The following is a 21,708-nucleotide window of genomic DNA, read 5'->3' as shown; positions in this document are numbered from 1 at the left end:
GTTTCAGGAAGAGAAACTCTTAACGATGAAAGGCAGTTATAAATCCCGTTGGGTAATCGTAATCGTGGTGGTTATCGCCGCCATCGCCGCTTTCTGGTTCTGGCAAGGCCGCAATGAATCCCAGAGCGCAGCGCCAGGTGCGACGAAGCAAGCACAGCAGTCGCCAGCCGGTGGCCGCCGTGGTATGCGTTCCGGCCCATTGGCCCCGGTTCAGGCAGCAACTGCCGTGGAACAGGCGGTTCCGCGTTACCTCACCGGGCTTGGTACGATTACCGCTGCTAACACCGTTACGGTGCGCAGTCGCGTAGATGGTCAACTGATGGCATTACATTTCCAGGAAGGCCAGCAGGTCAAAGCAGGCGATTTACTGGCAGAAATTGACCCCAGCCAGTTCAAAGTTGCATTAGCACAAGCCCAGGGCCAACTGGCAAAAGATAAAGCCACGCTTGCCAACGCCCGCCGTGATCTGGCGCGTTATCAACAACTGGCAAAAACCAATCTCGTCTCCCGCCAGGAGCTGGATGCCCAACAGGCGCTGGTCAGTGAAACCGAAGGCACCATTAAGGCTGATGAAGCAAGCGTCGCCAGCGCACAGCTGCAACTCGACTGGAGCCGGATTACTGCGCCAGTCGATGGTCGTGTTGGCCTGAAGCAGGTTGATGTTGGCAACCAAATATCCAGTGGCGATACCACCGGAATTGTGGTGATCACCCAGACGCATCCTATCGATTTGCTCTTTACCCTGCCGGAAAGCGATATCGCTACCGTAGTACAGGCGCAAAAAGCCGGAAAACCGCTGGTTGTTGAAGTCTGGGATCGCACCAACTCGAAGAAGTTAAGTGAAGGCACGCTGTTAAGTCTCGATAACCAAATCGATGCCACTACCGGTACGATTAAAGTGAAAGCGCGCTTTAATAATCAGGACGATGCACTGTTTCCCAATCAGTTTGTTAACGCGCGCATGTTAGTCGACACCGAACAAAACGCCGTGGTGATCCCCACCGCCGCCCTGCAAATGGGCAACGAAGGCCATTTTGTCTGGGTGCTGAATAGCGAAAACAAAGTCAGCAAACATCTGGTGACGCCGGGCATTCAGGACAGTCAGAAAGTGGTGATCCGCGCGGGGATTTCCGCGGGCGATCGCGTAGTGACAGACGGCATTGATCGCCTGACTGAAGGAGCGAAAGTGGAAGTGGTGGAAGCTCAGAGCGCCACTGCACCGGAAGAGAAAGCCACCAGCCGCGAATACGCGAAAAAAGGAGCACGCTCCTGATGCAGGTGTTACCCCCGAGCAGCACAGGCGGCCCGTCGCGCCTGTTTATTATGCGTCCTGTCGCCACCACGCTGCTGATGGTGGCGATCTTACTCGCCGGGATTATCGGTTATCGTGCCCTGCCCGTTTCGGCGCTGCCGGAAGTGGACTATCCAACCATTCAGGTGGTCACCCTCTACCCAGGTGCCAGCCCGGATGTCATGACTTCTGCCGTTACCGCACCGCTCGAACGCCAGTTCGGGCAGATGTCCGGCCTGAAACAGATGTCGTCGCAAAGTTCCGGCGGCGCGTCAGTTATCACTTTGCAGTTCCAGCTAACATTACCGCTGGATGTCGCCGAGCAGGAAGTGCAGGCCGCGATTAACGCTGCGACCAACTTGTTGCCGAGCGATCTGCCTAACCCGCCGGTTTACAGCAAAGTGAACCCGGCAGATCCGCCAATCATGACGCTTGCCGTCACCTCAACCGCCATGCCGATGACCCAAGTGGAAGATATGGTGGAAACCCGCGTCGCGCAGAAGATCTCGCAGATTTCCGGCGTCGGGCTGGTGACGCTTTCCGGCGGTCAGCGTCCGGCTGTTCGCGTCAAACTTAACGCCCAGGCGATTGCCGCCCTCGGCCTGACCAGCGAAACCGTGCGCACCGCCATTACCGGCGCTAACGTTAACTCGGCTAAAGGTAGCCTCGACGGCCCTTCCCGCGCGGTCACGCTTTCCGCGAACGACCAGATGCAATCTGCGGATGAATATCGCCAGTTGATTATCGCCTACCAGAACGGCGCGCCGATTCGTCTTGGTGATGTCGCAACCGTTGAACAAGGCGCAGAAAACAGTTGGCTTGGCGCATGGGCGAACAAAGAACAGGCCATTGTGATGAATGTTCAGCGCCAGCCTGGTGCCAACATTATCTCCACCGCCGACAGTATCCGACAGATGCTGCCACAGCTTACCGAGAGTCTGCCGAAATCGGTAAAAGTGACGGTACTTTCCGATCGCACTACCAATATCCGCGCATCAGTCGACGATACCCAGTTTGAACTGATGATGGCTATCGCGCTGGTAGTCATGATTATCTACCTGTTTCTGCGCAATATTCCGGCGACCATCATTCCTGGCGTCGCCGTGCCGCTGTCGTTAATCGGCACCTTCGCGGTCATGGTGTTTCTCGATTTTTCGATCAATAACCTGACGCTGATGGCGTTAACCATCGCCACCGGATTTGTGGTCGATGACGCCATCGTGGTGATCGAAAACATTTCCCGCTATATCGAAAAAGGCGAAAAACCGTTGGCGGCGGCGCTCAAGGGCGCGGGTGAAATCGGCTTTACCATTATCTCGCTGACCTTCTCACTGATTGCGGTGTTGATCCCACTGCTGTTTATGGGCGATATCGTCGGGCGACTGTTCCGCGAATTTGCTATTACTCTGGCCGTCGCGATTTTGATCTCAGCCGTGGTGTCTCTGACCCTGACACCGATGATGTGCGCGCGGATGCTCAGCCAGGAGTCGCTGCGTAAACAGAACCGCTTCTCCCGGGCCTCGGAAAAAATGTTCGACAGGATAATTGCCGCCTATGGTCGTGGACTGGCGAAAGTGCTGAATCATCCGTGGCTGACCTTAAGCGTGGCGCTCAGCACGCTGCTGCTGAGCGTTCTATTGTGGGTGTTCATTCCGAAAGGTTTCTTCCCGGTACAGGACAACGGCATTATTCAGGGCACCTTGCAGGCACCGCAATCCAGCTCCTTTGCCAATATGGCCCAGCGGCAACGCCAGGTCGCGGACGTGATATTGCAGGATCCGGCGGTGCAAAGCCTGACCTCATTTGTTGGCGTTGATGGCACTAACCCGTCGCTGAACAGTGCGCGTTTACAGATCAACCTCAAACCGTTGGATGAACGTGATGATCGGGTGCAAAAAGTCATCGCCCGTTTGCAAACGGCAGTAGATAAAGTGCCGGGCGTCGATCTCTTCCTGCAACCTACGCAGGACCTGACGATTGATACTCAGGTCAGCCGCACCCAGTACCAGTTTACCTTACAGGCCACGTCACTGGATGCGCTCAGTACCTGGGTGCCACAGTTGATGGAAAAACTCCAGCAGCTACCACAGCTTTCAGATGTCTCCAGCGACTGGCAGGACAAAGGGCTGGTGGCGTATGTCAACGTTGATCGCGACAGCGCCAGCCGTCTGGGGATCAGCATGGCGGACGTCGATAACGCCCTGTACAACGCGTTTGGTCAGCGACTGATTTCCACTATTTATACTCAGGCCAACCAGTATCGCGTGGTGCTGGAACACAACACCGAAAATACCCCAGGCCTCGCGGCGCTGGATACTATCCGCCTGACCAGCAGCGACGGTGGCGTGGTACCGCTAAGCTCAATTGCCAAAATTGAGCAGCGTTTTGCGCCACTCTCCATCAACCATCTGGATCAGTTCCCGGTAACGACCATCTCCTTTAACGTGCCGGATAACTATTCTCTCGGTGATGCGGTGCAGGCGATTATGGACACTGAAAAGACGCTGAATCTGCCGGTGGATATCACCACGCAGTTCCAGGGTAGCACCCTCGCCTTCCAGTCGGCATTGGGCAGCACTGTCTGGCTGATTGTCGCGGCAGTGGTGGCGATGTACATCGTGCTCGGCATTCTGTACGAGAGCTTTATTCACCCGATCACCATTCTCTCGACGTTGCCAACGGCAGGTGTTGGCGCACTGCTGGCGCTAATGATTGCCGGAAGTGAGCTGGATGTGATCGCCATCATCGGCATTATTTTGCTGATCGGTATTGTGAAGAAAAACGCCATCATGATGATCGACTTCGCGCTGGCAGCCGAGCGCGAACAAGGCATGTCGCCGCGCGATGCAATTTACCAGGCCTGTTTGCTGCGTTTTCGTCCGATCCTGATGACCACTCTGGCGGCACTGCTTGGCGCGCTGCCGCTGATGTTGAGCACCGGAGTTGGTGCGGAACTGCGTCGTCCGTTAGGCATCGGTATGGTCGGCGGTCTGATTGTCAGCCAGGTGCTGACGCTGTTTACCACGCCTGTGATTTATCTGCTATTCGACCGCCTGGCATTGTGGACCAAAAGCCGCTTTGCTCGCCATGAAGAGGAGGCGTAAGTGAAGTTTTTTGCCCTCTTCATTTACCGCCCGGTGGCGACGATTTTACTGTCGGTCGCCATTACCCTGTGCGGCATACTGGGCTTCCGTATGCTGCCGGTCGCCCCGCTGCCACAGGTCGATTTTCCGGTGATTATGGTCAGCGCCTCGCTGCCCGGTGCGTCGCCGGAGACAATGGCGTCTTCCGTCGCCACGCCGCTGGAGCGCTCACTTGGGCGCATTGCCGGGGTCAGTGAAATGACCTCCAGTAGTTCGCTCGGCAGCACGCGCATTATTTTGCAGTTTGATTTTGATCGGGATATCAACGGCGCAGCGCGCGATGTGCAGGCGGCGATCAACGCCGCGCAAAGTTTGCTGCCCAGCGGAATGCCCAGCCGTCCGACCTATCGCAAAGCGAATCCTTCGGATGCGCCAATTATGATCCTGACGCTGACATCCGATACTTATTCGCAAGGTGAACTGTACGATTTCGCCTCGACGCAGTTGGCTCCGACGATTTCGCAAATCGACGGTGTCGGTGATGTCGATGTTGGCGGCAGCTCACTGCCCGCCGTGCGCGTCGGGCTGAATCCGCAGGCGCTGTTTAATCAGGGCGTCTCGCTGGACGACGTACGCACTGCCATCAGCAATGCCAACGTGCGTAAACCGCAGGGGGCGCTGGAAGATGGCACTCACCGCTGGCAGATACAGACCAATGATGAGCTAAAAACCGCTGCCGAATACCAACCGCTGATTATTCATTACAACAACGGCGGCGCGGTTCGTCTGGGCGATGTAGCGACGGTGACCGACTCAGTGCAGGATGTGCGCAACGCCGGGATGACCAACGCCAAACCGGCTATTTTGCTGATGATCCGCAAGCTGCCGGAAGCCAATATTATCCAGACGGTAGACAGCATCCGGGCAAAATTACCGGAGTTGCAGGAGACCATTCCGGCGGCGATTGATCTGCAAATTGCCCAGGATCGCTCTCCCACCATTCGCGCCTCACTGGAAGAAGTCGAGCAAACGCTGATTATCTCGGTGGCGCTGGTAATTCTGGTGGTCTTTTTATTCCTGCGCTCGGGTCGCGCCACTATTATTCCCGCCGTTGCGGTGCCGGTTTCGCTGATTGGTACGTTTGCCGCGATGTATCTGTGTGGTTTCAGTCTCAATAATCTTTCGTTAATGGCGCTCACCATCGCTACTGGTTTCGTGGTGGATGACGCCATCGTGGTGCTGGAAAACATTGCCCGTCATCTGGAAGCGGGAATGAAACCGTTGCAAGCCGCGCTGCAAGGTACTCGCGAAGTCGGCTTTACGGTACTGTCGATGAGTCTGTCACTGGTGGCGGTGTTCCTGCCGCTGCTGTTGATGGGCGGATTGCCGGGCCGACTGTTACGCGAATTTTCCGTGACGCTTTCTGTCGCCATTGGTATTTCGTTGCTGGTTTCCCTGACGTTAACGCCGATGATGTGCGGCTGGATGCTAAAAGCCAGCAAGCCGCGCGAGCAAAAGCGTCTGCGTGGTTTTGGTCGCATGTTGGTAGCCCTGCAACAAAGCTACGGCAAGTCACTGAAATGGGTGCTTAATCATACCCGTCTGGTGGGCGTGGTGCTGCTTGGCACCATTGCTTTGAATATCTGGCTGTATATCTCGATCCCGAAAACCTTCTTCCCGGAGCAGGACACCGGCGTGTTGATGGGCGGGATACAGGCGGATCAGAGTATTTCGTTTCAGGCGATGCGCGGTAAGTTGCAGGATTTTATGAAAATTATCCGTGACGATCCGGCAGTGGATAATGTCACCGGCTTTACCGGTGGCTCGCGGGTGAACAGTGGGATGATGTTTATCACTCTCAAACCACGCGACGAGCGCAGCGAAACGGCGCAGCAAATTATCGACCGTCTGCGGGTGAAGCTGGCGAAAGAACCGGGGGCGAATCTGTTCCTGATGGCGGTACAGGATATTCGCGTTGGCGGACGTCAGTCGAACGCCAGCTATCAGTACACGTTGTTATCCGACGACCTGGCGGCGCTGCGCGAATGGGAGCCGAAAATCCGCAAAAAACTGGCAACGTTACCGGAACTGGCGGACGTGAATTCCGACCAGCAGGATAACGGCGCGGAGATGAATCTGGTTTACGACCGCGACACTATGGCACGACTGGGAATCGACGTGCAGGCCGCCAACAGCCTGTTGAATAACGCCTTCGGGCAGCGGCAAATCTCGACCATTTACCAGCCGATGAACCAGTATAAAGTGGTGATGGAAGTGGATCCGCGCTATACCCAGGACATCAGTGCACTGGAAAAAATGTTCGTCATTAATAACGAAGGAAAAGCGATCCCTCTGTCATATTTCGCTAAATGGCAACCGGCGAATGCCCCGCTGTCGGTGAATCATCAGGGATTATCGGCGGCCTCGACCATCTCGTTCAACTTGCCGACCGGAAAATCGCTCTCGGACGCCAGTGCGGCGATTGACCGCGCAATGACCCAGCTAGGTGTGCCTTCGACGGTGCGCGGCAGTTTTGCCGGAACAGCGCAGGTATTCCAGGAGACGATGAACTCGCAGGTGATCCTGATTATCGCAGCCATCGCCACGGTGTATATCGTGCTGGGTATCCTTTACGAGAGTTACGTGCATCCACTGACGATTCTCTCTACCCTGCCCTCGGCGGGCGTTGGGGCGCTGCTGGCGCTGGAGCTATTCAATGCCCCGTTCAGCCTAATCGCCCTGATAGGGATCATGCTATTAATCGGCATCGTGAAGAAAAACGCTATTATGATGGTCGATTTTGCGCTCGAAGCCCAACGGCACGGTAACCTGACGCCGCAGGAAGCTATTTTCCAGGCCTGTCTGCTGCGTTTTCGCCCGATTATGATGACTACCCTGGCGGCGCTGTTTGGTGCGTTGCCGTTGGTATTGTCGGGCGGTGACGGCTCAGAGCTGCGCCAACCCCTGGGGATCACCATTGTCGGCGGTCTGGTAATGAGCCAGCTTCTGACGCTGTATACCACGCCAGTGGTGTATCTCTTTTTTGACCGTCTGCGGCTGCGTTTTTCGCGTAAACCTAAACAAACGGTAACCGAGTAAATGACAGATCTTCCCGACAGCACCCGCTGGCAATTGTGGATTGTGGCTTTCGGCTTCTTTATGCAGTCGCTGGACACCACCATCGTTAACACCGCGCTTCCCTCAATGGCGCAAAGCCTCGGGGAAAGCCCGCTGCATATGCACATGGTCATCGTATCTTATGTGCTGACCGTGGCGGTGATGCTGCCCGCCAGCGGCTGGCTGGCGGACAAAGTCGGCGTACGCAATATCTTCTTTACCGCCATCGTGCTGTTTACCCTCGGTTCGCTGTTTTGCGCGCTTTCTGCCACGCTAAACGAACTGTTGCTTGCTCGCGCGTTACAGGGCGTTGGCGGCGCGATGATGGTGCCGGTCGGCAGGTTGACGGTGATGAAAATTGTACCGCGCGAGCAATATATGGCGGCGATGACCTTTGTTACGCTGCCCGGGCAAGTCGGTCCGCTGCTTGGTCCGGCGCTCGGCGGCCTGCTGGTGGAATACGCGTCCTGGCACTGGATCTTTTTGATCAACATTCCGGTAGGGATTATCGGTGCGATCGCCACGCTGATGTTAATGCCAAACTACACCATGCAGACGCGGCGTTTCGATCTCTCCGGTTTTTTATTGCTGGCGGTCGGCATGGCGGTATTAACGCTGGCGCTGGATGGCAGTAAAGGCACGGGACTTTCACCGCTGGCGATTGCCGGACTGGCAGCGATTGGCGTGGTGGCACTGGTGCTTTATCTGCTGCACGCCAGAAACAACAACCGCGCCCTGTTCAGTCTGAAACTGTTCCGCACTCGTACCTTTTCGCTGGGCCTGGCGGGGAGCTTTGCCGGACGTATCGGCAGTGGCATGTTGCCCTTTATGACACCGGTTTTCTTACAGATTGGCCTCGGTTTCTCGCCGTTTCATGCCGGATTGATGATGATCCCGATGGTGCTCGGCAGCATGGGAATGAAGCGAATTGTAGTGCAGGTGGTGAATCGCTTTGGTTATCGTCGGGTACTGGTGGCGACCACGCTGGGCCTGTCGCTGGTCACCCTGCTGTTTATGACTACCGCGCTGCTGGGCTGGTACTACGTTTTGCCGTTCGTCCTGTTTTTACAAGGAATGGTCAACTCGACACGTTTCTCCTCCATGAACACCCTGACGCTGAAAGATCTACCAGACAATCTGGCGAGCAGCGGCAACAGCCTGCTGTCGATGATTATGCAATTATCGATGAGTATCGGCGTCACCATCGCCGGGCTGTTGCTGGGGCTTTTTGGTTCACAGCATGTCAGCGTAGACAGCAGCACCACACAAACCGTCTTTATGTACACCTGGCTTAGCATGGCGTTTATCATCGCCCTTCCGGCGTTTATCTTTGCCAGAGTGCCGAACGATACGCATCAAAATGTCGCTATTTCGCGGCGAAAAAGGAGCGCGCAATGAAGTTCTGGCGACCCGGTATTACCGGCAAACTGTTTCTGGCGATTTTCGCCACCTGCATTGTCTTATTGATCACGATGCACTGGGCGGTACGTATCAGTTTTGAGCGCGGCTTTATCGATTACATCAAGCATGGAAATGAACAACGGCTGCAAATGCTCGGCGATGCGCTTGGTGAGCAGTACGCCCAGCACGGGAACTGGCGCTTCCTGCGTAATAACGATCGCTTTGTATTTCAGATCCTACGTTCGCTGGAGCATGATAACAACGAAGATAAGCCCGGCCCCGGTATGCCGCCACACGGTTGGCGCACGCAATTCTGGGTGGTTGATCAAAACAACAAAGTGCTGGTTGGCCCGCGAGCACCGATTCCACCAGACGGCACACGGCGGCCCATTATGGTCAATGGGGCGGAAGTGGGCGCGGTGATTGCCTCCCCTGTTGAACGACTGACCCGCAATACCGACATCAATTTTGACAGACAACAGAGGCAAACCAGTTGGCTGATTGTCGCTTTATCTACCTTGTTAGCGGCGCTGGCGACATTCCCACTGGCGCGCGGTTTGCTGGCTCCGGTCAAACGACTGGTGGACGGTACACACAAACTGGCAGCGGGCGATTTCACTACTCGCGTGACGCCCACCAGTGAAGATGAATTGGGCAAACTGGCGCAAGACTTCAACCAGCTCGCCAGCACGCTGGAGAAAAACCAACAGATGCGCCGCGATTTTATGGCCGATATCTCCCACGAGCTGCGCACACCTTTAGCGGTACTGCGCGGCGAACTGGAAGCTATTCAGGATGGCGTGCGTAAATTCACGCCAGAGACGGTGGCTTCTTTACAGGCAGAGGTCGGTACACTGACCAAACTGGTGGACGATCTTCATCAATTGTCGATGTCTGATGAAGGCGCTCTCGCCTACCAGAAATCGTCGGTGGATCTGATCCCGCTACTGGAAGTCGCGGGTGGCGCATTTCGTGAGCGTTTCGCCAGCCGCGGGCTGAAACTGCAATTTTCCCTGCCAGACAGCATTACTGTATTTGGCGATCGCGATCGTTTAATGCAATTGTTCAATAACTTACTTGAAAACAGCCTGCGCTACACTGACAGCGGCGGCAGCCTGAAAATCTCTGCCGAGCAGCACGACAAAACGGTGCGACTGACCTTTGCCGACAGCGCGCCGGGCGTCAGTGACGATCAGCTACAAAAATTGTTTGAACGTTTTTATCGCACCGAAGGTTCCCGGAACCGCGCCAGCGGCGGTTCCGGCCTGGGGCTGGCTATTTGTCTTAACATTGTTGAAGCACATAATGGTCGCATTGTTGCCGCTCATTCGCCTTTTGGCGGGGTAAGCATTACAGTAGAGTTACCGCTGGAACGGGATTTACAGAGAGAAGTATGACCGAGTTACCAATCGACGAAAACACGCCACGTATTTTGATCGTGGAAGATGAACCGAAGCTGGGGCAGTTGCTTATTGATTATCTGCGTGCTGCGAGCTATGCGCCGACGCTTATCAGCCACGGCGATCAGGTACTGCCATATGTGCGCCAGACACCACCGGATCTGATCCTGTTGGATCTGATGCTCCCTGGCACCGATGGCCTGACGTTGTGTCGGGAAATTCGTCGTTTTTCTGACATTCCGATCGTAATGGTGACAGCAAAAATCGAAGAGATCGACCGCCTGCTCGGGCTGGAGATTGGCGCAGATGATTATATCTGTAAGCCGTACAGTCCACGGGAAGTGGTAGCGCGCGTCAAAACCATTTTGCGCCGTTGCAAACCGCAGCGCGAGTTGCAGCAACAGGATGCCGAAAGCCCGTTGATTATCGACGAAGGTCGTTTTCAGGCTTCATGGCGCGGTAAAATGCTTGACCTGACGCCTGCGGAATTTCGTCTGCTGAAAACGCTCTCTCATGAACCGGGAAAAGTATTCTCCCGTGAGCAGTTGTTGAACCACCTTTATGACGACTACCGCGTAGTAACTGACCGCACCATCGACAGCCACATTAAAAACCTGCGTCGCAAGCTGGAAGCTCTGGACGAAGAGCAGTCTTTTATCCGCGCCGTCTACGGTGTCGGTTATCGCTGGGAAGCCGACGCCTGCCGCATCGTTTAACATTTTTACCTGCCGGAGAAGGCATTCACGCCACATCCGGCAGCATTATCCCGCGCATTGTCGGCTATCTGACATTATCTCTCCGCCCTGGCAAGCACCTGAAAATCGCTCATACTTTAATCGGCAAACAGTCCTTTTAGATGCTGTTTTCGATACGCAATTTCAATCAAGGAGTCATTATGGCTGGTTGGTTTGAACTCAGTAGGAGCAGTGATAATCAATTCCGGTTTGTGCTAAAAGCGGGCAATGGTGAGACTATCCTCACCAGCGAGCTGTATACCTCAAAAGCCTCTGCGGAAAAGGGCATCGCGTCAGTGCGTAGCAACAGCCCACAAGAAGAACGCTATGAGAAAAAAACAGCAAGCAACGGCAAATTCTATTTCAATCTGAAAGCCGCCAATCATCAAATTATCGGCTCCAGCCAGATGTACGCCACCGCGCAATCTCGTGAAACCGGAATTGCCTCCGTTAAAGCCAATGGCACAAGCCAGACGGTGAAAGACAATACGTAATGACGATGCCGGGCGTGGGTTGTTGGCGTCCGGCTTTATTTCCGCCTCTTACGGCGATACTATCACGATTGGAATTATTCACTTTAAATGGATTTAACATGCAATTACCCTTTGTCATATCTTTAGTTTTGCTATTGTCGGCTAATGCACATGCTGAGATAACTGACGAGCAAATTAACACTGATTGCGCGAAAATCACCATGTATGCAAGCCAGGGGCAGGCATTGTATAAAGCGAAAAACTACCCTGCGGCACGCAAATACTTCGAACAGCAAGCCGCATGGAGTGAAGACTGTAAAGCTAATGATGAGAAAGCGATCGCCACGGCTTATAACAATGTCGCACTGACCTGGATGCGTGAGAATCAATGGCGCAAAGCCCGTGCCTGGCTCATGCTTCTACCGCAAGATTCCAAATCCATCTACAATTTGCAACTTATCAAAGATAATCTCGCAGATTTGCCCTCTGATTTTTCAACAACCAATGAATACTGGAGCTACGCGGGCAAAGCGACATGGAATACGTTCATCTTTAAACCCGCGCGGTTAACAGGCAAGATGCAGGTAGATTTTCAGGGTTATTACTTTGGTATGATGGGCATTTACAGTGGGCCAAATATCGGTGAGTTTTCTGAATCTGTAACGCTGAACAATGGCACAGGCGTAATTGCATTGCGTGATGATGCAGACAATATGATTCACTGCAATATTGCTCTCAAACTTACTACCGAAACGCTTGAAGTAAGCACCAATACGCCGAACGACTGCGGCTTTGGGGCCAACGTTAGTGCAGACGGCCCTTACCTTCGTGTCGATTGAGCAGACCGGGATGAAATGATTAAAGATACTTAGATTCTTATTGACAGAAAATAACCGCCCGCAAATTCGACAAGCAACGTTGTTTAGTCTTACTGATCGAGCTATAGAAATTCCTCCGGCGTTGAACAGCGCATTACTGCTGGATAACAATACGTTGTTCCGTCTACGCGCTAAAAACATGCTTAATGACGTCATGGATGTTGCGCAATTCTGGCGTCATGTTGTCACCTCAACTGAATATACTCCCTCACAGCGCCGGGCTGCTTTATATGGTCTGGACTCCATTCATGATGCCAATATTTTAAAACTGGCAGAATGGGGATTATCTCAGAATGTATTCCCACTGCGTTTAGCCGCAATGCACATTCTTGCAAAAGATAATCCTGATGGCGATGTCAAAAAGACTATTCTCAGCACACTGGCAAACCCGGACGCTACCGGGCTGCGATTAATGGTTAACATCTGTGTATGGTGTCGCGTTCCGCTCACGTTCGAGGAAATACGGCAGTTGCAGGAAAACGCACCGTCAGTTTAACATGCTTGCGCATATTGTCGGCTTTATCATAGTTTGAACAAATGGGACGGTTTAATTCTTCTGCTGCAATCGCAACACAAGCTAACTGAAGAATTTGCAGGTAAACAGCTCGCAATATGGCAACGCAAATTCAATCTTTCGGACATTCAACCAAATGCTCCTCAGCGTCAGCAACTTCAGGCGCTTTTTACCTGCAATCCGGAACTTCACAACAGATTATGGGGTTACATTCCCTTCAAATAACATCACTGCTTGCGGGCGGATAAATCTTTATCACGCCCCACAATCACCAATCTGATCCACCACCGTCAGATACCAGTCACGGTCATAACCGTAAAGTTGACTTAAATAAAATACCAGTCCATCGCTCCCCCCTTCTGGCGCAGCGACCACACGCACGGCCCCGTACTCCATTCGACGCGCTGCGGCAATCTGCGCATCAGAAATAGTGTTTCGCGGTGAACCAAACATCTGCGTGAAGACCAAATTACGGCTGACTTTATGGTGTGTATCGCTGCTGCTAATAAAATATCCGTGCTTATTCCAGCCACGTTCACAGTCAAATTCCGGGATAGTTTTCTTATCAAACTCTTCATCTCGCGGAATATGTTCCCATGCCGAAGGCCACAGTAAATACTCGGGAACAGGCGTTTTAAAATCAATTGACTTAAAATTTTCGACATCCATCGAAGCGCCACGCTGGAAGAGAACATACAACCCCGTTTTTTTATCAATTAACGAGTTGATTAATTGAGCATCTTCTTGCTGAAAGCCGATAATCACCTTGCGAGCAGTCTCCTCCAGCGAAAGACCGGCAGTAGCGGGCAGAGAAAACAGAACCAACAGAGCCAGCGTGATTCCCTTCTTTAACATCCACATGTTTTAACTCCTCAGCATTCACAGTCGTAAATATACTCAATTCTGATGTCAATTGTACGCCAGGCATCGAAAAGCTCATCACAATTACACTGGAGCCAACCCCGCCGATTGCGCTACAATGCCCGCCCTTAAAGTGGGGGCACTCCCCTAACCGCTTCATCAGGTGAAGCGGATCTGACCTGTCATCAGAACGAGAGAATTATGTTTAAACCGGAACTCCTTTCCCCGGCGGGAACGCTGAAAAATATGCGTTACGCTTTCGCTTATGGCGCAGATGCTGTTTATGCGGGCCAGCCGCGTTACTCCCTGCGTGTGCGCAACAACGAATTCAACCACGAAAATCTTCAGCTCGGCATTAATGAAGCCCACGCGCTGGGGAAAAAGTTTTATGTCGTGGTCAACATTGCACCGCACAACGCTAAGTTGAAAACCTTTATCCGTGACCTGAAACCGGTGGTGGAAATGGGGCCGGATGCGCTGATTATGTCCGATCCAGGGCTGATTATGCTGGTGCGTGAGCACTTCCCTGAAATGCCGATCCATCTCTCGGTACAGGCTAACGCCGTGAACTGGGCGACAGTAAAATTCTGGCAGCAAATGGGCCTGACCCGCGTGATCCTCTCTCGCGAGCTGTCGCTGGAAGAGATTGAAGAGATCCGCAATCAGGTGCCGGATATGGAGGTAGAGATCTTCGTTCACGGCGCGCTGTGCATGGCCTACTCCGGTCGCTGCCTGCTCTCTGGCTATATCAACAAGCGCGACCCGAACCAGGGCACCTGCACCAACGCCTGCCGCTGGGAGTACAACGTCCAGGAAGGGAAAGAAGATGACGTTGGCAACATCGTGCACAAGTACGAGCCGATTCCGGTGCAAAATGTTGAGCCGACGCTGGGTATCGGCGCGCCAACCGACAAAGTGTTTATGATCGAAGAAGCTCAGCGTCCGGGCGAGTATATGACCGCGTTTGAAGATGAGCACGGCACTTACATCATGAACTCGAAAGATCTGCGCGCTATCGCCCACGTTGAACGCCTGACCAAAATGGGCGTGCATTCGCTGAAAATCGAAGGTCGTACAAAATCTTTCTACTATTGCGCACGCACCGCGCAGGTTTACCGTAAAGCTATCGATGACGCAGCTGCGGGAAAACCATTCGATACCAGCCTGCTGGAAACTCTGGAAGGTCTGGCGCATCGTGGCTATACCGAAGGTTTCCTGCGTCGTCATACTCACGACGATTATCAGAACTACGAATACGGTTATTCAGTTTCTGACCGCCAGCAGTTTGTTGGTGAGTTTACCGGTGAGCGCAAGGGCGACCTCGCGGCGGTAGCGGTGAAAAATAAATTCTCCGTTGGCGACAGCCTTGAGCTGATGACGCCGCAAGGGAACATTAACTTTACCCTTGAGCATATGGAAAACGCCAAAGGCGAAGCAATGCCGGTCGCACCGGGCGATGGTTATACTGTGTGGATCCCGGTCCCGCAGGATCTTGAGCTAAATTACGCGCTGCTGATGCGTAATTTCTCCGGGGAAACCACGCGTAACCCCCACGGTAAGTGATTAATTTCGATTATTTTTCCCGGATGGAAAATTCTTAGAAACCGATCACATACAGCTGCATTTATTAAGGTTATCATCCGTTTCGCTGAAAAACATAACCCATAAAATGCTAGCTGTACCAGGAACCACCTCCTTAGCCTGTGTAATCTCCCTTACACGGGCTTATTTTTTATGCATAAACCATAGAGACGGATTGATCCCAGGTGACCGTCTTCCATTGACCACATCGATAGAATTCCCCTTCATAGCACGATGCCTTTCACTTAACGGCATCGTGCTCGCACAGGGTCCGGATACGCACAGCCAGAACGCGCATGTTTGACGCTTACAAAAAATGAAGCTAAAGCATTGGAATATTTATGCCATCATTTTCTGATAGCCGCATAAAATAAAAATTCTGCTGTAGTTTCATCTATCTGCTTGTCATTATTACTCACATTCAATAATGGTGTTGAAGAATACCTTATCAGAGATAAAAATGGATGTGTCCATGGTAGTCTTGAATCTATTCTCACTCTCCACATTTGAATGTCAGACGCGCGACGCCATGTAATCCTGCCCCTTCAGTCTTCAGGTTAACTATCTGCATTTTTTTGCCCTGAGTAACACAGAAATTAGCTGCATCATTTTTCACTATATTTTCCGCACCAGATATTCTTCCCCTGGCTAAAGATGCTTCGGCTTCAGTGTAGTATTGGTTATCGAGTTTACGCTGGATATTACTTTTATAGGCAAGACCGAATTTACCGATACTTGTCTCATCATTATGCACAGCACAACCAGACATAAGAAAAATACTAATTAATGATATAGCAGCTGTCTTTTTCATCTCACCTTCCCCCATTAAACACCAACGACACTCTCTAGTGTTGAAATATAATAATGACATCATTGTCATTATTGAATAGGATTATAATAAATGTTTTGTGCAGAATTTCCTACATAAGTAGGAAATACAGACATGGGGGCCTATCACAGATAACCTCATAGGAATTATTTAATATAATTGGAATCGTACATTGAGGATGCCATTGCTTTGTTGAATATGATGCATATGCTCTTTTGAAGTTTGTCCCTGACTACCGTTAATGTTCGCTACCACGCTGAATCCACAGTAAAATAATGCTTAAGTGCTTTGAGTGATCATTTATGCCGATAAAAACCGAGTGTACCGTTGCCCCCCCTTACTGGTAACCACTGAATTCCCCATCCTTGAACTGATTTTTTATCCTCCGATTTTCATCCTGTTCTGACTCCGCCTTTTCTTTTCTGCTCTACACTATCTACAGACCAATCATAAAGGCATACGATTATGGCAGAATTTCCCGCCAGCTTACTGATTCTTAACGGCAAAAGTACTGACAATCAACCCTTGCGCGAAGCAATTATGCTGTTGCGCGAGGAAGGAATGACGATCCATGTGCGGGTCACCTGGGAGAAAGGCGATGCCGCCCGATTTGTAGAAGAGGCCCGGAAGCTGGGCGTCGCAACGGTAATTGCCGGTGGCGGCGATGGCACTATTAATGAAGTTTCCTCGGCGCTGATTCAGTGTGAGGGCGATGACATACCCGCGCTGGGGATTTTGCCACTAGGTACAGCGAACGATTTCGCGACCAGCGTGGGTATACCTGAGGCACTGGATAAGGCGCTGAAACTAGCAATTGCTGGTGATGCTATTGCGATTGATATGGCGCAGGTCAACAAAAAAACCTGTTTTATTAATATGGCAACGGGTGGGTTTGGGACACGTATTACCACAGAAACGCCGGAAAAATTAAAAGCCGCGCTGGGTGGCGTCTCTTACATCATTCACGGCTTAATGCGCATGGATACACTGCAACCGGATCGTTGTGAAATCCGCGGTGACAACTTTCACTGGCAAGGTGACGCACTAGTCATTGGTATTGGTAACGGCCGTCAGGCAGGTGGCGGTCAGCAATTGTGCCCGAACGCATTAATTAACGACGGCTTGCTGCAACTACGCATTTTCACCGGCGATGAAATTCTTCCGGCTCTCGTATCAACCTTAAAATCTGACGAAGATAACCCGAATATTATCGAAGGTGCTTCGGCGTGGTTCGATATACAAGCGCCACACGAAATTACCTTTAATCTTGATGGCGAACCGTTGAGTGGACAAAACTTCCATATTGAAATACTTCCGGCAGCATTGCGCTGTCGATTACCACCGGATTGTCCATTATTGCGTTAATCAAATTTCCCTTTCTTAATTCAGGGAGTATCAGTGATGCCGGATTCGGTGTACACACCTTATCCGGCATAAAGAACAATGCTACACCGTAATTAATTTCACCCGTGTTTTCTGCAATGCCAGTTTATCCACCTCTGACACGGCATCATCAGTAATAATAATATCAATTTTTTCGATTGGCAGTACCTGATTAAAACCGCGACGGTTAAATTTCGATGAATCGAGAACGGCAATCACTTTATTAGCGGCTGTGACCATCGCACCGCTAATCGAATAACCTTCATTAAAGGTCGTAATACCATTAACCGCATCAATACCATCAGCACCGACAAACATTAAATCGGCATTAATATCCTGCAATGAACGCTCGGCAATGGAGCCATGCATCGAGCGCGTTTTATGGCGGACCGTGCCACCACAGACGACCAGAGTAATGTCTTTATTTTCGGAAAGGGCAAACGCCGCCGGGAGACTGTTGGTAATCACCGTGATATTTTTGGCGGTCATTAAACCTTCGGCGATAAGCATTGTCGTACTTCCGCTGTCGAGAATAACGGTCATCCCTTCGTGGATCATTTTGACTGCCGCCTGCGCTATTCTGTTTTTCGGCGCGCTGGCGAGCTGAAATCGCTCTTTAAACCCGACTTCCTGGGTCTCGGTTTCACTATTACCGGACATTATTTTCGCCGCACCGCCATGAAAGCGCGTAACCACGCCTTTTTGTTCGAGAAAGCGCAAATCGGCACGGATTGTCGCTTCCGAGGCAGCAAATACTCCCGCCAGATCCTGAACAAGCACGGTTCCCTGTTCATTCACTAATTGGATGATCTTATTCCTTCGCTCGAATGAATTCATCGTCATTTACCCATATTCAATTGTGGCTAGTGTAAACGAAGGGGGACCATTGGTGAATGATCTGTTTTGCACAATATCGGGCCAGCATCACGCTGGCCCGCGGTTTCAGGGAATAAGCAACACTTTGCCCGGCATAGCATTACGAGCGATGTCACGCACCGCCTGGGCGAAGCTTTCAAAGCTTCCACGGTGAGCGATTAATGGCTCCAGGCTTAACTTACGTTCTGTCAGCAACCGGCTCGCCGTTTCCCACTCCTGCCCCGGCCAAGGGCTGGAGTAGTTCATCCAACTGCCGATAACCGTCAGCTCTTTACGTAATATTTTGCCAAACGTTGTCGATGTTAAATGCAGATCCTGATGCAACGTGCCCACCAGCGCCAGCTGGGCATGAGGCCCGGCAATCTCTACCGCCAGTTCGACGGTTTGCGGGACGCCAGCCGTCTCGAGGATAAGCTGATTAAAGCGCAGCTCGCGTAAAACGCCCTGCATTTGCGGCGCGCTCATTTCAAGGCTGTTAAATGTTTGCATCGCACCGAAAGATTTTGCCAGTGCCAGTTTTTCTGAGCTAATGTCGATAGCCGTCACACTCTTTGCTCCCAGCGCGACAGCGCACTGAATGGCCAGCAGGCCAATGGTTCCGGCACCAATAATAATAACGTTTTTATTCTCACAACCTTGCGCTAAATGGAAAGCATGCAGGCCAACGGTAATCGGTTCAATAAAAGCCCCATCCTCAATAGGCATATGCGCAGGTAGAGCAAAGACATTTTTCCGCTTTACGACAATATATTCGGCAAACCCACCATCACGCCGTGAGCCAATAAAATCATATTTTGCGCACTGGGAATAAAACCCTTTCAGACACTCTGGACAAGTAAAACAGGGTAATAACGGCACACAGGCAACCGCATCGCCAGGATGTAAATCATCAACACCGGATCCCACAGCATCAATATAGCCGCTAAATTCATGGCCTAACGTTATTGGATAATAATGTGCACCATTTTTAAAAATTCTGGGTAAATCGGAACCACATAATCCCGAGCTGGCAATTTTTACCCGCACCTCATCCTGATGTTTAATTTCAGGAATGACTCGTTGGGCAACGCGTACGATACCATCAGTATCATTCACCACTGATTTCATAAAAACTCCTGATTATTAAGGGGGATAAACTCCCCCTCAGGTAAAAATTATTCTGCGAGAACGGCTTTCTCTTGTTTAATAAAGCCGCGCGCTCTACGCCAGGTCATGAAAATACCGGTAAGATAAATGGCACCGATAATAATGAAACCGGGAATATTTTGCGGGGAGAAAACCTGAATCAGTAACCAGGTAATGGGAGAACCGCCCTGATCCATTGAAGCCACCATGCCCCCGGCTTTTAACGCCCCAGCATTAGCCGCCAGTTGGGTGTGCAAACCAATAGTTTGCGTCGCGATCCACAGGGTGATGCTCATAATGATGACACCCGAGATTAAGGTGCGGAACAGATTTCCACGATGCACGGCAACAGCCATCGCAACAAAGAAGCCGATGGTGGCAAGGTCGCCAAACGGCAGTACCTGATTACCCGGAACACAAACAGCAATTAAAATGGTGAGCGGGATAAAAATCAGGCTCGCCGATACCACCGCCGTATGCCCCAGCAGTAATGCCGGATCAAGGCCAATCAGGAACTCCTGACCGCCGAACTTCGCCTGTAAACGACTACGGGCCTGCTTCGCGATGGGCGTTAAACCATCCATGATGGGCTTAATCACCCGTGGCATCAGCAGCATGACTGCCGCCGTTTTTACCGCCAGTTGCAATACGCCTTTGACATCGTACCCCGCGAGAATGCCGATAATCAGCCCCATCACAAAGCCCACGGTGACGGGCTCGCCAAAAGGACCAAATTTGCGCTGGATATCGTCGGCACTAAATTTAATACGGTTAACCCCTGGGATTTTCTCGATGATAGCATCCACCAGCACCGCTATCGGCCCCAGATACGCCGATGTACCGTGCGGAATAGCAATGCCTTCCAGCTCAAAGAAATTTCGGGTATCGCGGGCAAACCAGTCGCCGAGTTTATAAACAAACGCCGCGTGAATAACCACACCCGCCATCCCTATCATCCATGAACCGGTTGCCAGATGCAGCAATGCGCCGGTGAAGGTCATATGCCAGATATTCCATATATCAACATTTACCACCCGCGTCATACGGGTCAGTAGCATCGCCACGTTAACCAGAATCGCAATCGGAATCGCCACCAGCGCAATTTGCGACGCCCAGGTCATTGGTGAAGAGCCCGGCCAGCCGACATCGACCACATGCAGATTCAGGTCGAAATTTTCCGCCATTGCTTTCGCCGCCGGGCCAATGGAATCCAGCATTAAGCCAATCACAAGGCCAATGCCAACAAAGCCAATCCCGATATGCAGACCCGCTTTAAAGCAATCGCCTGCCTTCATGCCTAATATCTTAGAAAAAATAATGATGACAATCGGCAACATGACCGTAGGGCCGAGGTCGAGAATATAACGCATGACTTCTGAAAACATAGGTCACCCCTGTAAGATAGTCAGAATTTTATTTTGTAATGCTTCGATACCGACACCAGAAACAAAAGGCATGCCGTGAACTAACGGAATATCGCCAAAACTGCGGTCAACTCTGGCGGTAGTACATATCAAATGCACGCCATCCATATAGGTCTCTATTTCATTAACCCGACACTGGATTAATTCAACAGGAATATTATGACTCTGACACAACTCTTTAATTTCTTCCGCCGCCATCGTAGAGGTCGCAACCGCGCCTCCGCAAGCGACAATAATCTTGCGTTTCATAAATAGTCCTTTTTATTGTTACAGAGGGATTTATTCGTCTGAATCTAAAACATACTTTGTGAAGTATTCCTTTAACTGGGTTTCAGGAAGAGTGATTAGTGTCTCGACGATCTCGGGCTGTTGTAACTTGCCAAATAAACAGCGTAAAAGTTTCAATTGCTGCTGCGGATTTTCCACAATCAACGCAATAACCAACGATACCGCCACGTCGTTATCATCATCCGCTTGCTGAAAATGAACTTTATTTGTTGGCCTTAACAGATAAATGGCTGACGACTTAGCATGAATCGCCTCACAATGCGGTATTGCAATGGCGTGCTGTTCAAGCATTATCCCGGTGGGGAATTCTGCTTCTCTGGCAATTAATGCCTGTGGCCAGGTTTCATGAACCACACCTTTCACGATCATCTCATTACCGATATGGGTTAAAACTTCGCTACGATCGACAAAAGAAATTCCGCTACGAACAAACAGGTTAGTCATATACCG

Annotated in this window: 18 protein-coding genes; 11 read left to right on the top strand and 7 right to left on the bottom strand. The window is 51.5% G+C overall.

The window, feature by feature from the left end; genetic code table 11:
* Positions 1-25 precede the first annotated feature (25 nt).
* The 9 genes from mdtA (at position 26) to AACU19_RS11890 (ending at position 12,873) form a co-directional block, all read left to right on the top strand.
* Positions 26-1,273, top strand: coding sequence for a multidrug efflux RND transporter subunit MdtA (gene mdtA / locus AACU19_RS11930; protein WP_105278911.1), 1,248 nt, complete (start codon positions 26-28; stop codon positions 1,271-1,273).
* A complete protein-coding gene (mdtB, locus tag AACU19_RS11925; protein ID WP_105278910.1) occupies positions 1,273-4,395 on the top strand; it encodes a multidrug efflux RND transporter permease subunit MdtB in 3,123 nt (1,040 codons plus the stop codon). The genes mdtA and mdtB overlap by 1 nt, the downstream gene beginning before the upstream one ends.
* Complete coding sequence (gene mdtC / locus AACU19_RS11920; protein ID WP_105278909.1) at positions 4,396-7,473, top strand: multidrug efflux RND transporter permease subunit MdtC; 3,078 nt, start codon at positions 4,396-4,398, stop codon at positions 7,471-7,473.
* Entirely contained in the window at positions 7,474-8,889 is a 1,416-nt protein-coding gene (locus AACU19_RS11915) for an MFS transporter (RefSeq protein ID WP_046083189.1), read from the top strand. It begins immediately after the preceding gene.
* A complete protein-coding gene (gene baeS / locus AACU19_RS11910) occupies positions 8,886-10,289 on the top strand; it encodes a two-component system sensor histidine kinase BaeS (RefSeq protein ID WP_088541363.1) in 1,404 nt (467 codons plus the stop codon). The genes AACU19_RS11915 and baeS overlap by 4 nt, the downstream gene beginning before the upstream one ends.
* Complete coding sequence (gene baeR / locus AACU19_RS11905) at positions 10,286-11,008, top strand: two-component system response regulator BaeR (RefSeq protein ID WP_000137876.1); 723 nt, start codon at positions 10,286-10,288, stop codon at positions 11,006-11,008. Before baeS ends, baeR begins: the two co-directional genes overlap by 4 nt.
* 179 nt (positions 11,009-11,187) lie before the next feature.
* The gene (locus tag AACU19_RS11900; RefSeq protein WP_001364219.1) at positions 11,188-11,520 is read left to right on the top strand and encodes a YegP family protein; all 333 of its coding nucleotides are present in this window, start codon (positions 11,188-11,190) and stop codon (positions 11,518-11,520) included.
* Positions 11,521-11,618: 98 nt separating this feature from the next.
* Positions 11,619-12,338 carry a tetratricopeptide repeat protein gene (locus AACU19_RS11895; protein ID WP_105278908.1) on the top strand — a complete coding sequence of 240 codons (720 nt, stop codon included), beginning with the start codon at positions 11,619-11,621 and terminating at the stop codon, positions 12,336-12,338.
* A 121-nt stretch (positions 12,339-12,459) separates the two neighbouring features.
* Positions 12,460-12,873 carry a hypothetical protein gene (locus tag AACU19_RS11890; RefSeq protein ID WP_241957775.1) on the top strand — a complete coding sequence of 138 codons (414 nt, stop codon included), beginning with the start codon at positions 12,460-12,462 and terminating at the stop codon, positions 12,871-12,873.
* A gap of 273 nt (positions 12,874-13,146) precedes the next feature.
* Here AACU19_RS11890 and AACU19_RS11885 read toward each other — a convergent pair whose 3' ends face one another.
* A complete protein-coding gene (locus AACU19_RS11885) occupies positions 13,147-13,752 on the bottom strand; it encodes a hypothetical protein (protein WP_039021731.1) in 606 nt (201 codons plus the stop codon).
* A 201-nt stretch (positions 13,753-13,953) separates the two neighbouring features.
* Between AACU19_RS11885 and trhP the strand changes: the two genes are divergently transcribed.
* Positions 13,954-15,315 (top strand): prephenate-dependent tRNA uridine(34) hydroxylase TrhP, encoded by a 1,362-nt coding sequence (gene trhP, locus AACU19_RS11880; RefSeq protein WP_000476037.1) that lies wholly within the window; start codon positions 13,954-13,956, stop codon positions 15,313-15,315.
* A 511-nt stretch (positions 15,316-15,826) separates the two neighbouring features.
* Here trhP and AACU19_RS11875 read toward each other — a convergent pair.
* A complete protein-coding gene (locus AACU19_RS11875; protein WP_105278907.1) occupies positions 15,827-16,144 on the bottom strand; it encodes a hypothetical protein in 318 nt (105 codons plus the stop codon).
* Positions 16,145-16,627: 483 nt separating this feature from the next.
* On the opposite strand from AACU19_RS11875, the gene yegS reads away from it, so the two are divergent.
* Entirely contained in the window at positions 16,628-17,527 is a 900-nt protein-coding gene (gene yegS, locus AACU19_RS11870) for a lipid kinase YegS (protein WP_039021732.1), read from the top strand.
* An 81-nt stretch (positions 17,528-17,608) separates the two neighbouring features.
* Here yegS and AACU19_RS11865 read toward each other — a convergent pair whose 3' ends face one another.
* From AACU19_RS11865 to gatA, 5 genes are all read right to left on the bottom strand, one after another.
* Complete coding sequence (locus tag AACU19_RS11865) at positions 17,609-18,382, bottom strand: DeoR/GlpR family DNA-binding transcription regulator (protein WP_001295426.1); 774 nt, start codon at positions 18,380-18,382, stop codon at positions 17,609-17,611.
* A 105-nt stretch (positions 18,383-18,487) separates the two neighbouring features.
* The gene (gene gatD / locus AACU19_RS11860; RefSeq protein ID WP_032303335.1) at positions 18,488-19,528 is read right to left on the bottom strand and encodes a galactitol-1-phosphate 5-dehydrogenase; all 1,041 of its coding nucleotides are present in this window, start codon (positions 19,526-19,528) and stop codon (positions 18,488-18,490) included.
* A 47-nt stretch (positions 19,529-19,575) separates the two neighbouring features.
* On the bottom strand, positions 19,576-20,931 hold the full coding sequence (locus AACU19_RS11855; RefSeq protein WP_000490663.1) for a PTS galactitol transporter subunit IIC: 1,356 nt from the start codon (positions 20,929-20,931) through the stop codon (positions 19,576-19,578).
* Between the two features lie 3 nt (positions 20,932-20,934).
* Positions 20,935-21,219, bottom strand: coding sequence for a PTS galactitol transporter subunit IIB (gene gatB, locus AACU19_RS11850; RefSeq protein ID WP_000823288.1), 285 nt, complete (start codon positions 21,217-21,219; stop codon positions 20,935-20,937).
* A gap of 30 nt (positions 21,220-21,249) precedes the next feature.
* A complete protein-coding gene (gene gatA, locus AACU19_RS11845) occupies positions 21,250-21,702 on the bottom strand; it encodes a PTS galactitol transporter subunit IIA (protein WP_105278906.1) in 453 nt (150 codons plus the stop codon).
* Positions 21,703-21,708 lie beyond the last annotated feature (6 nt).

The organism is Escherichia sp. MOD1-EC4550 (assembly GCF_963876935.1).
Taxonomy (GTDB): Bacteria; Pseudomonadota; Gammaproteobacteria; order Enterobacterales; family Enterobacteriaceae; genus Escherichia; species Escherichia coli_F.
Note: the sequence above shows the minus strand (reverse complement) of the source record. Positions and strands in the feature narration are given on the sequence as shown.

Coding starts and splice junctions, on each gene's coding strand:
- AACU19_RS11900 (WP_001364219.1), top strand. CDS start 11,188: ATGGCTGGTTGGTTTGAACTCAGTAGGAGCAGTGATAATCAATTCCGG.
- gatA (WP_105278906.1), bottom strand. CDS start 21,702: ATGACTAACCTGTTTGTTCGTAGCGGAATTTCTTTTGTCGATCGTAGC.
- AACU19_RS11875 (WP_105278907.1), bottom strand. CDS start 16,144: ATGAAAAAGACAGCTGCTATATCATTAATTAGTATTTTTCTTATGTCT.
- trhP (WP_000476037.1), top strand. CDS start 13,954: ATGTTTAAACCGGAACTCCTTTCCCCGGCGGGAACGCTGAAAAATATG.
- AACU19_RS11895 (WP_105278908.1), top strand. CDS start 11,619: ATGCAATTACCCTTTGTCATATCTTTAGTTTTGCTATTGTCGGCTAAT.
- mdtA (WP_105278911.1), top strand. CDS start 26: ATGAAAGGCAGTTATAAATCCCGTTGGGTAATCGTAATCGTGGTGGTT.
- yegS (WP_039021732.1), top strand. CDS start 16,628: ATGGCAGAATTTCCCGCCAGCTTACTGATTCTTAACGGCAAAAGTACT.
- AACU19_RS11855 (WP_000490663.1), bottom strand. CDS start 20,931: ATGTTTTCAGAAGTCATGCGTTATATTCTCGACCTCGGCCCTACGGTC.
- gatD (WP_032303335.1), bottom strand. CDS start 19,528: ATGAAATCAGTGGTGAATGATACTGATGGTATCGTACGCGTTGCCCAA.
- gatB (WP_000823288.1), bottom strand. CDS start 21,219: ATGAAACGCAAGATTATTGTCGCTTGCGGAGGCGCGGTTGCGACCTCT.
- mdtB (WP_105278910.1), top strand. CDS start 1,273: ATGCAGGTGTTACCCCCGAGCAGCACAGGCGGCCCGTCGCGCCTGTTT.
- baeS (WP_088541363.1), top strand. CDS start 8,886: ATGAAGTTCTGGCGACCCGGTATTACCGGCAAACTGTTTCTGGCGATT.
- AACU19_RS11885 (WP_039021731.1), bottom strand. CDS start 13,752: ATGTGGATGTTAAAGAAGGGAATCACGCTGGCTCTGTTGGTTCTGTTT.
- baeR (WP_000137876.1), top strand. CDS start 10,286: ATGACCGAGTTACCAATCGACGAAAACACGCCACGTATTTTGATCGTG.
- AACU19_RS11915 (WP_046083189.1), top strand. CDS start 7,474: ATGACAGATCTTCCCGACAGCACCCGCTGGCAATTGTGGATTGTGGCT.
- AACU19_RS11865 (WP_001295426.1), bottom strand. CDS start 18,382: ATGAATTCATTCGAGCGAAGGAATAAGATCATCCAATTAGTGAATGAA.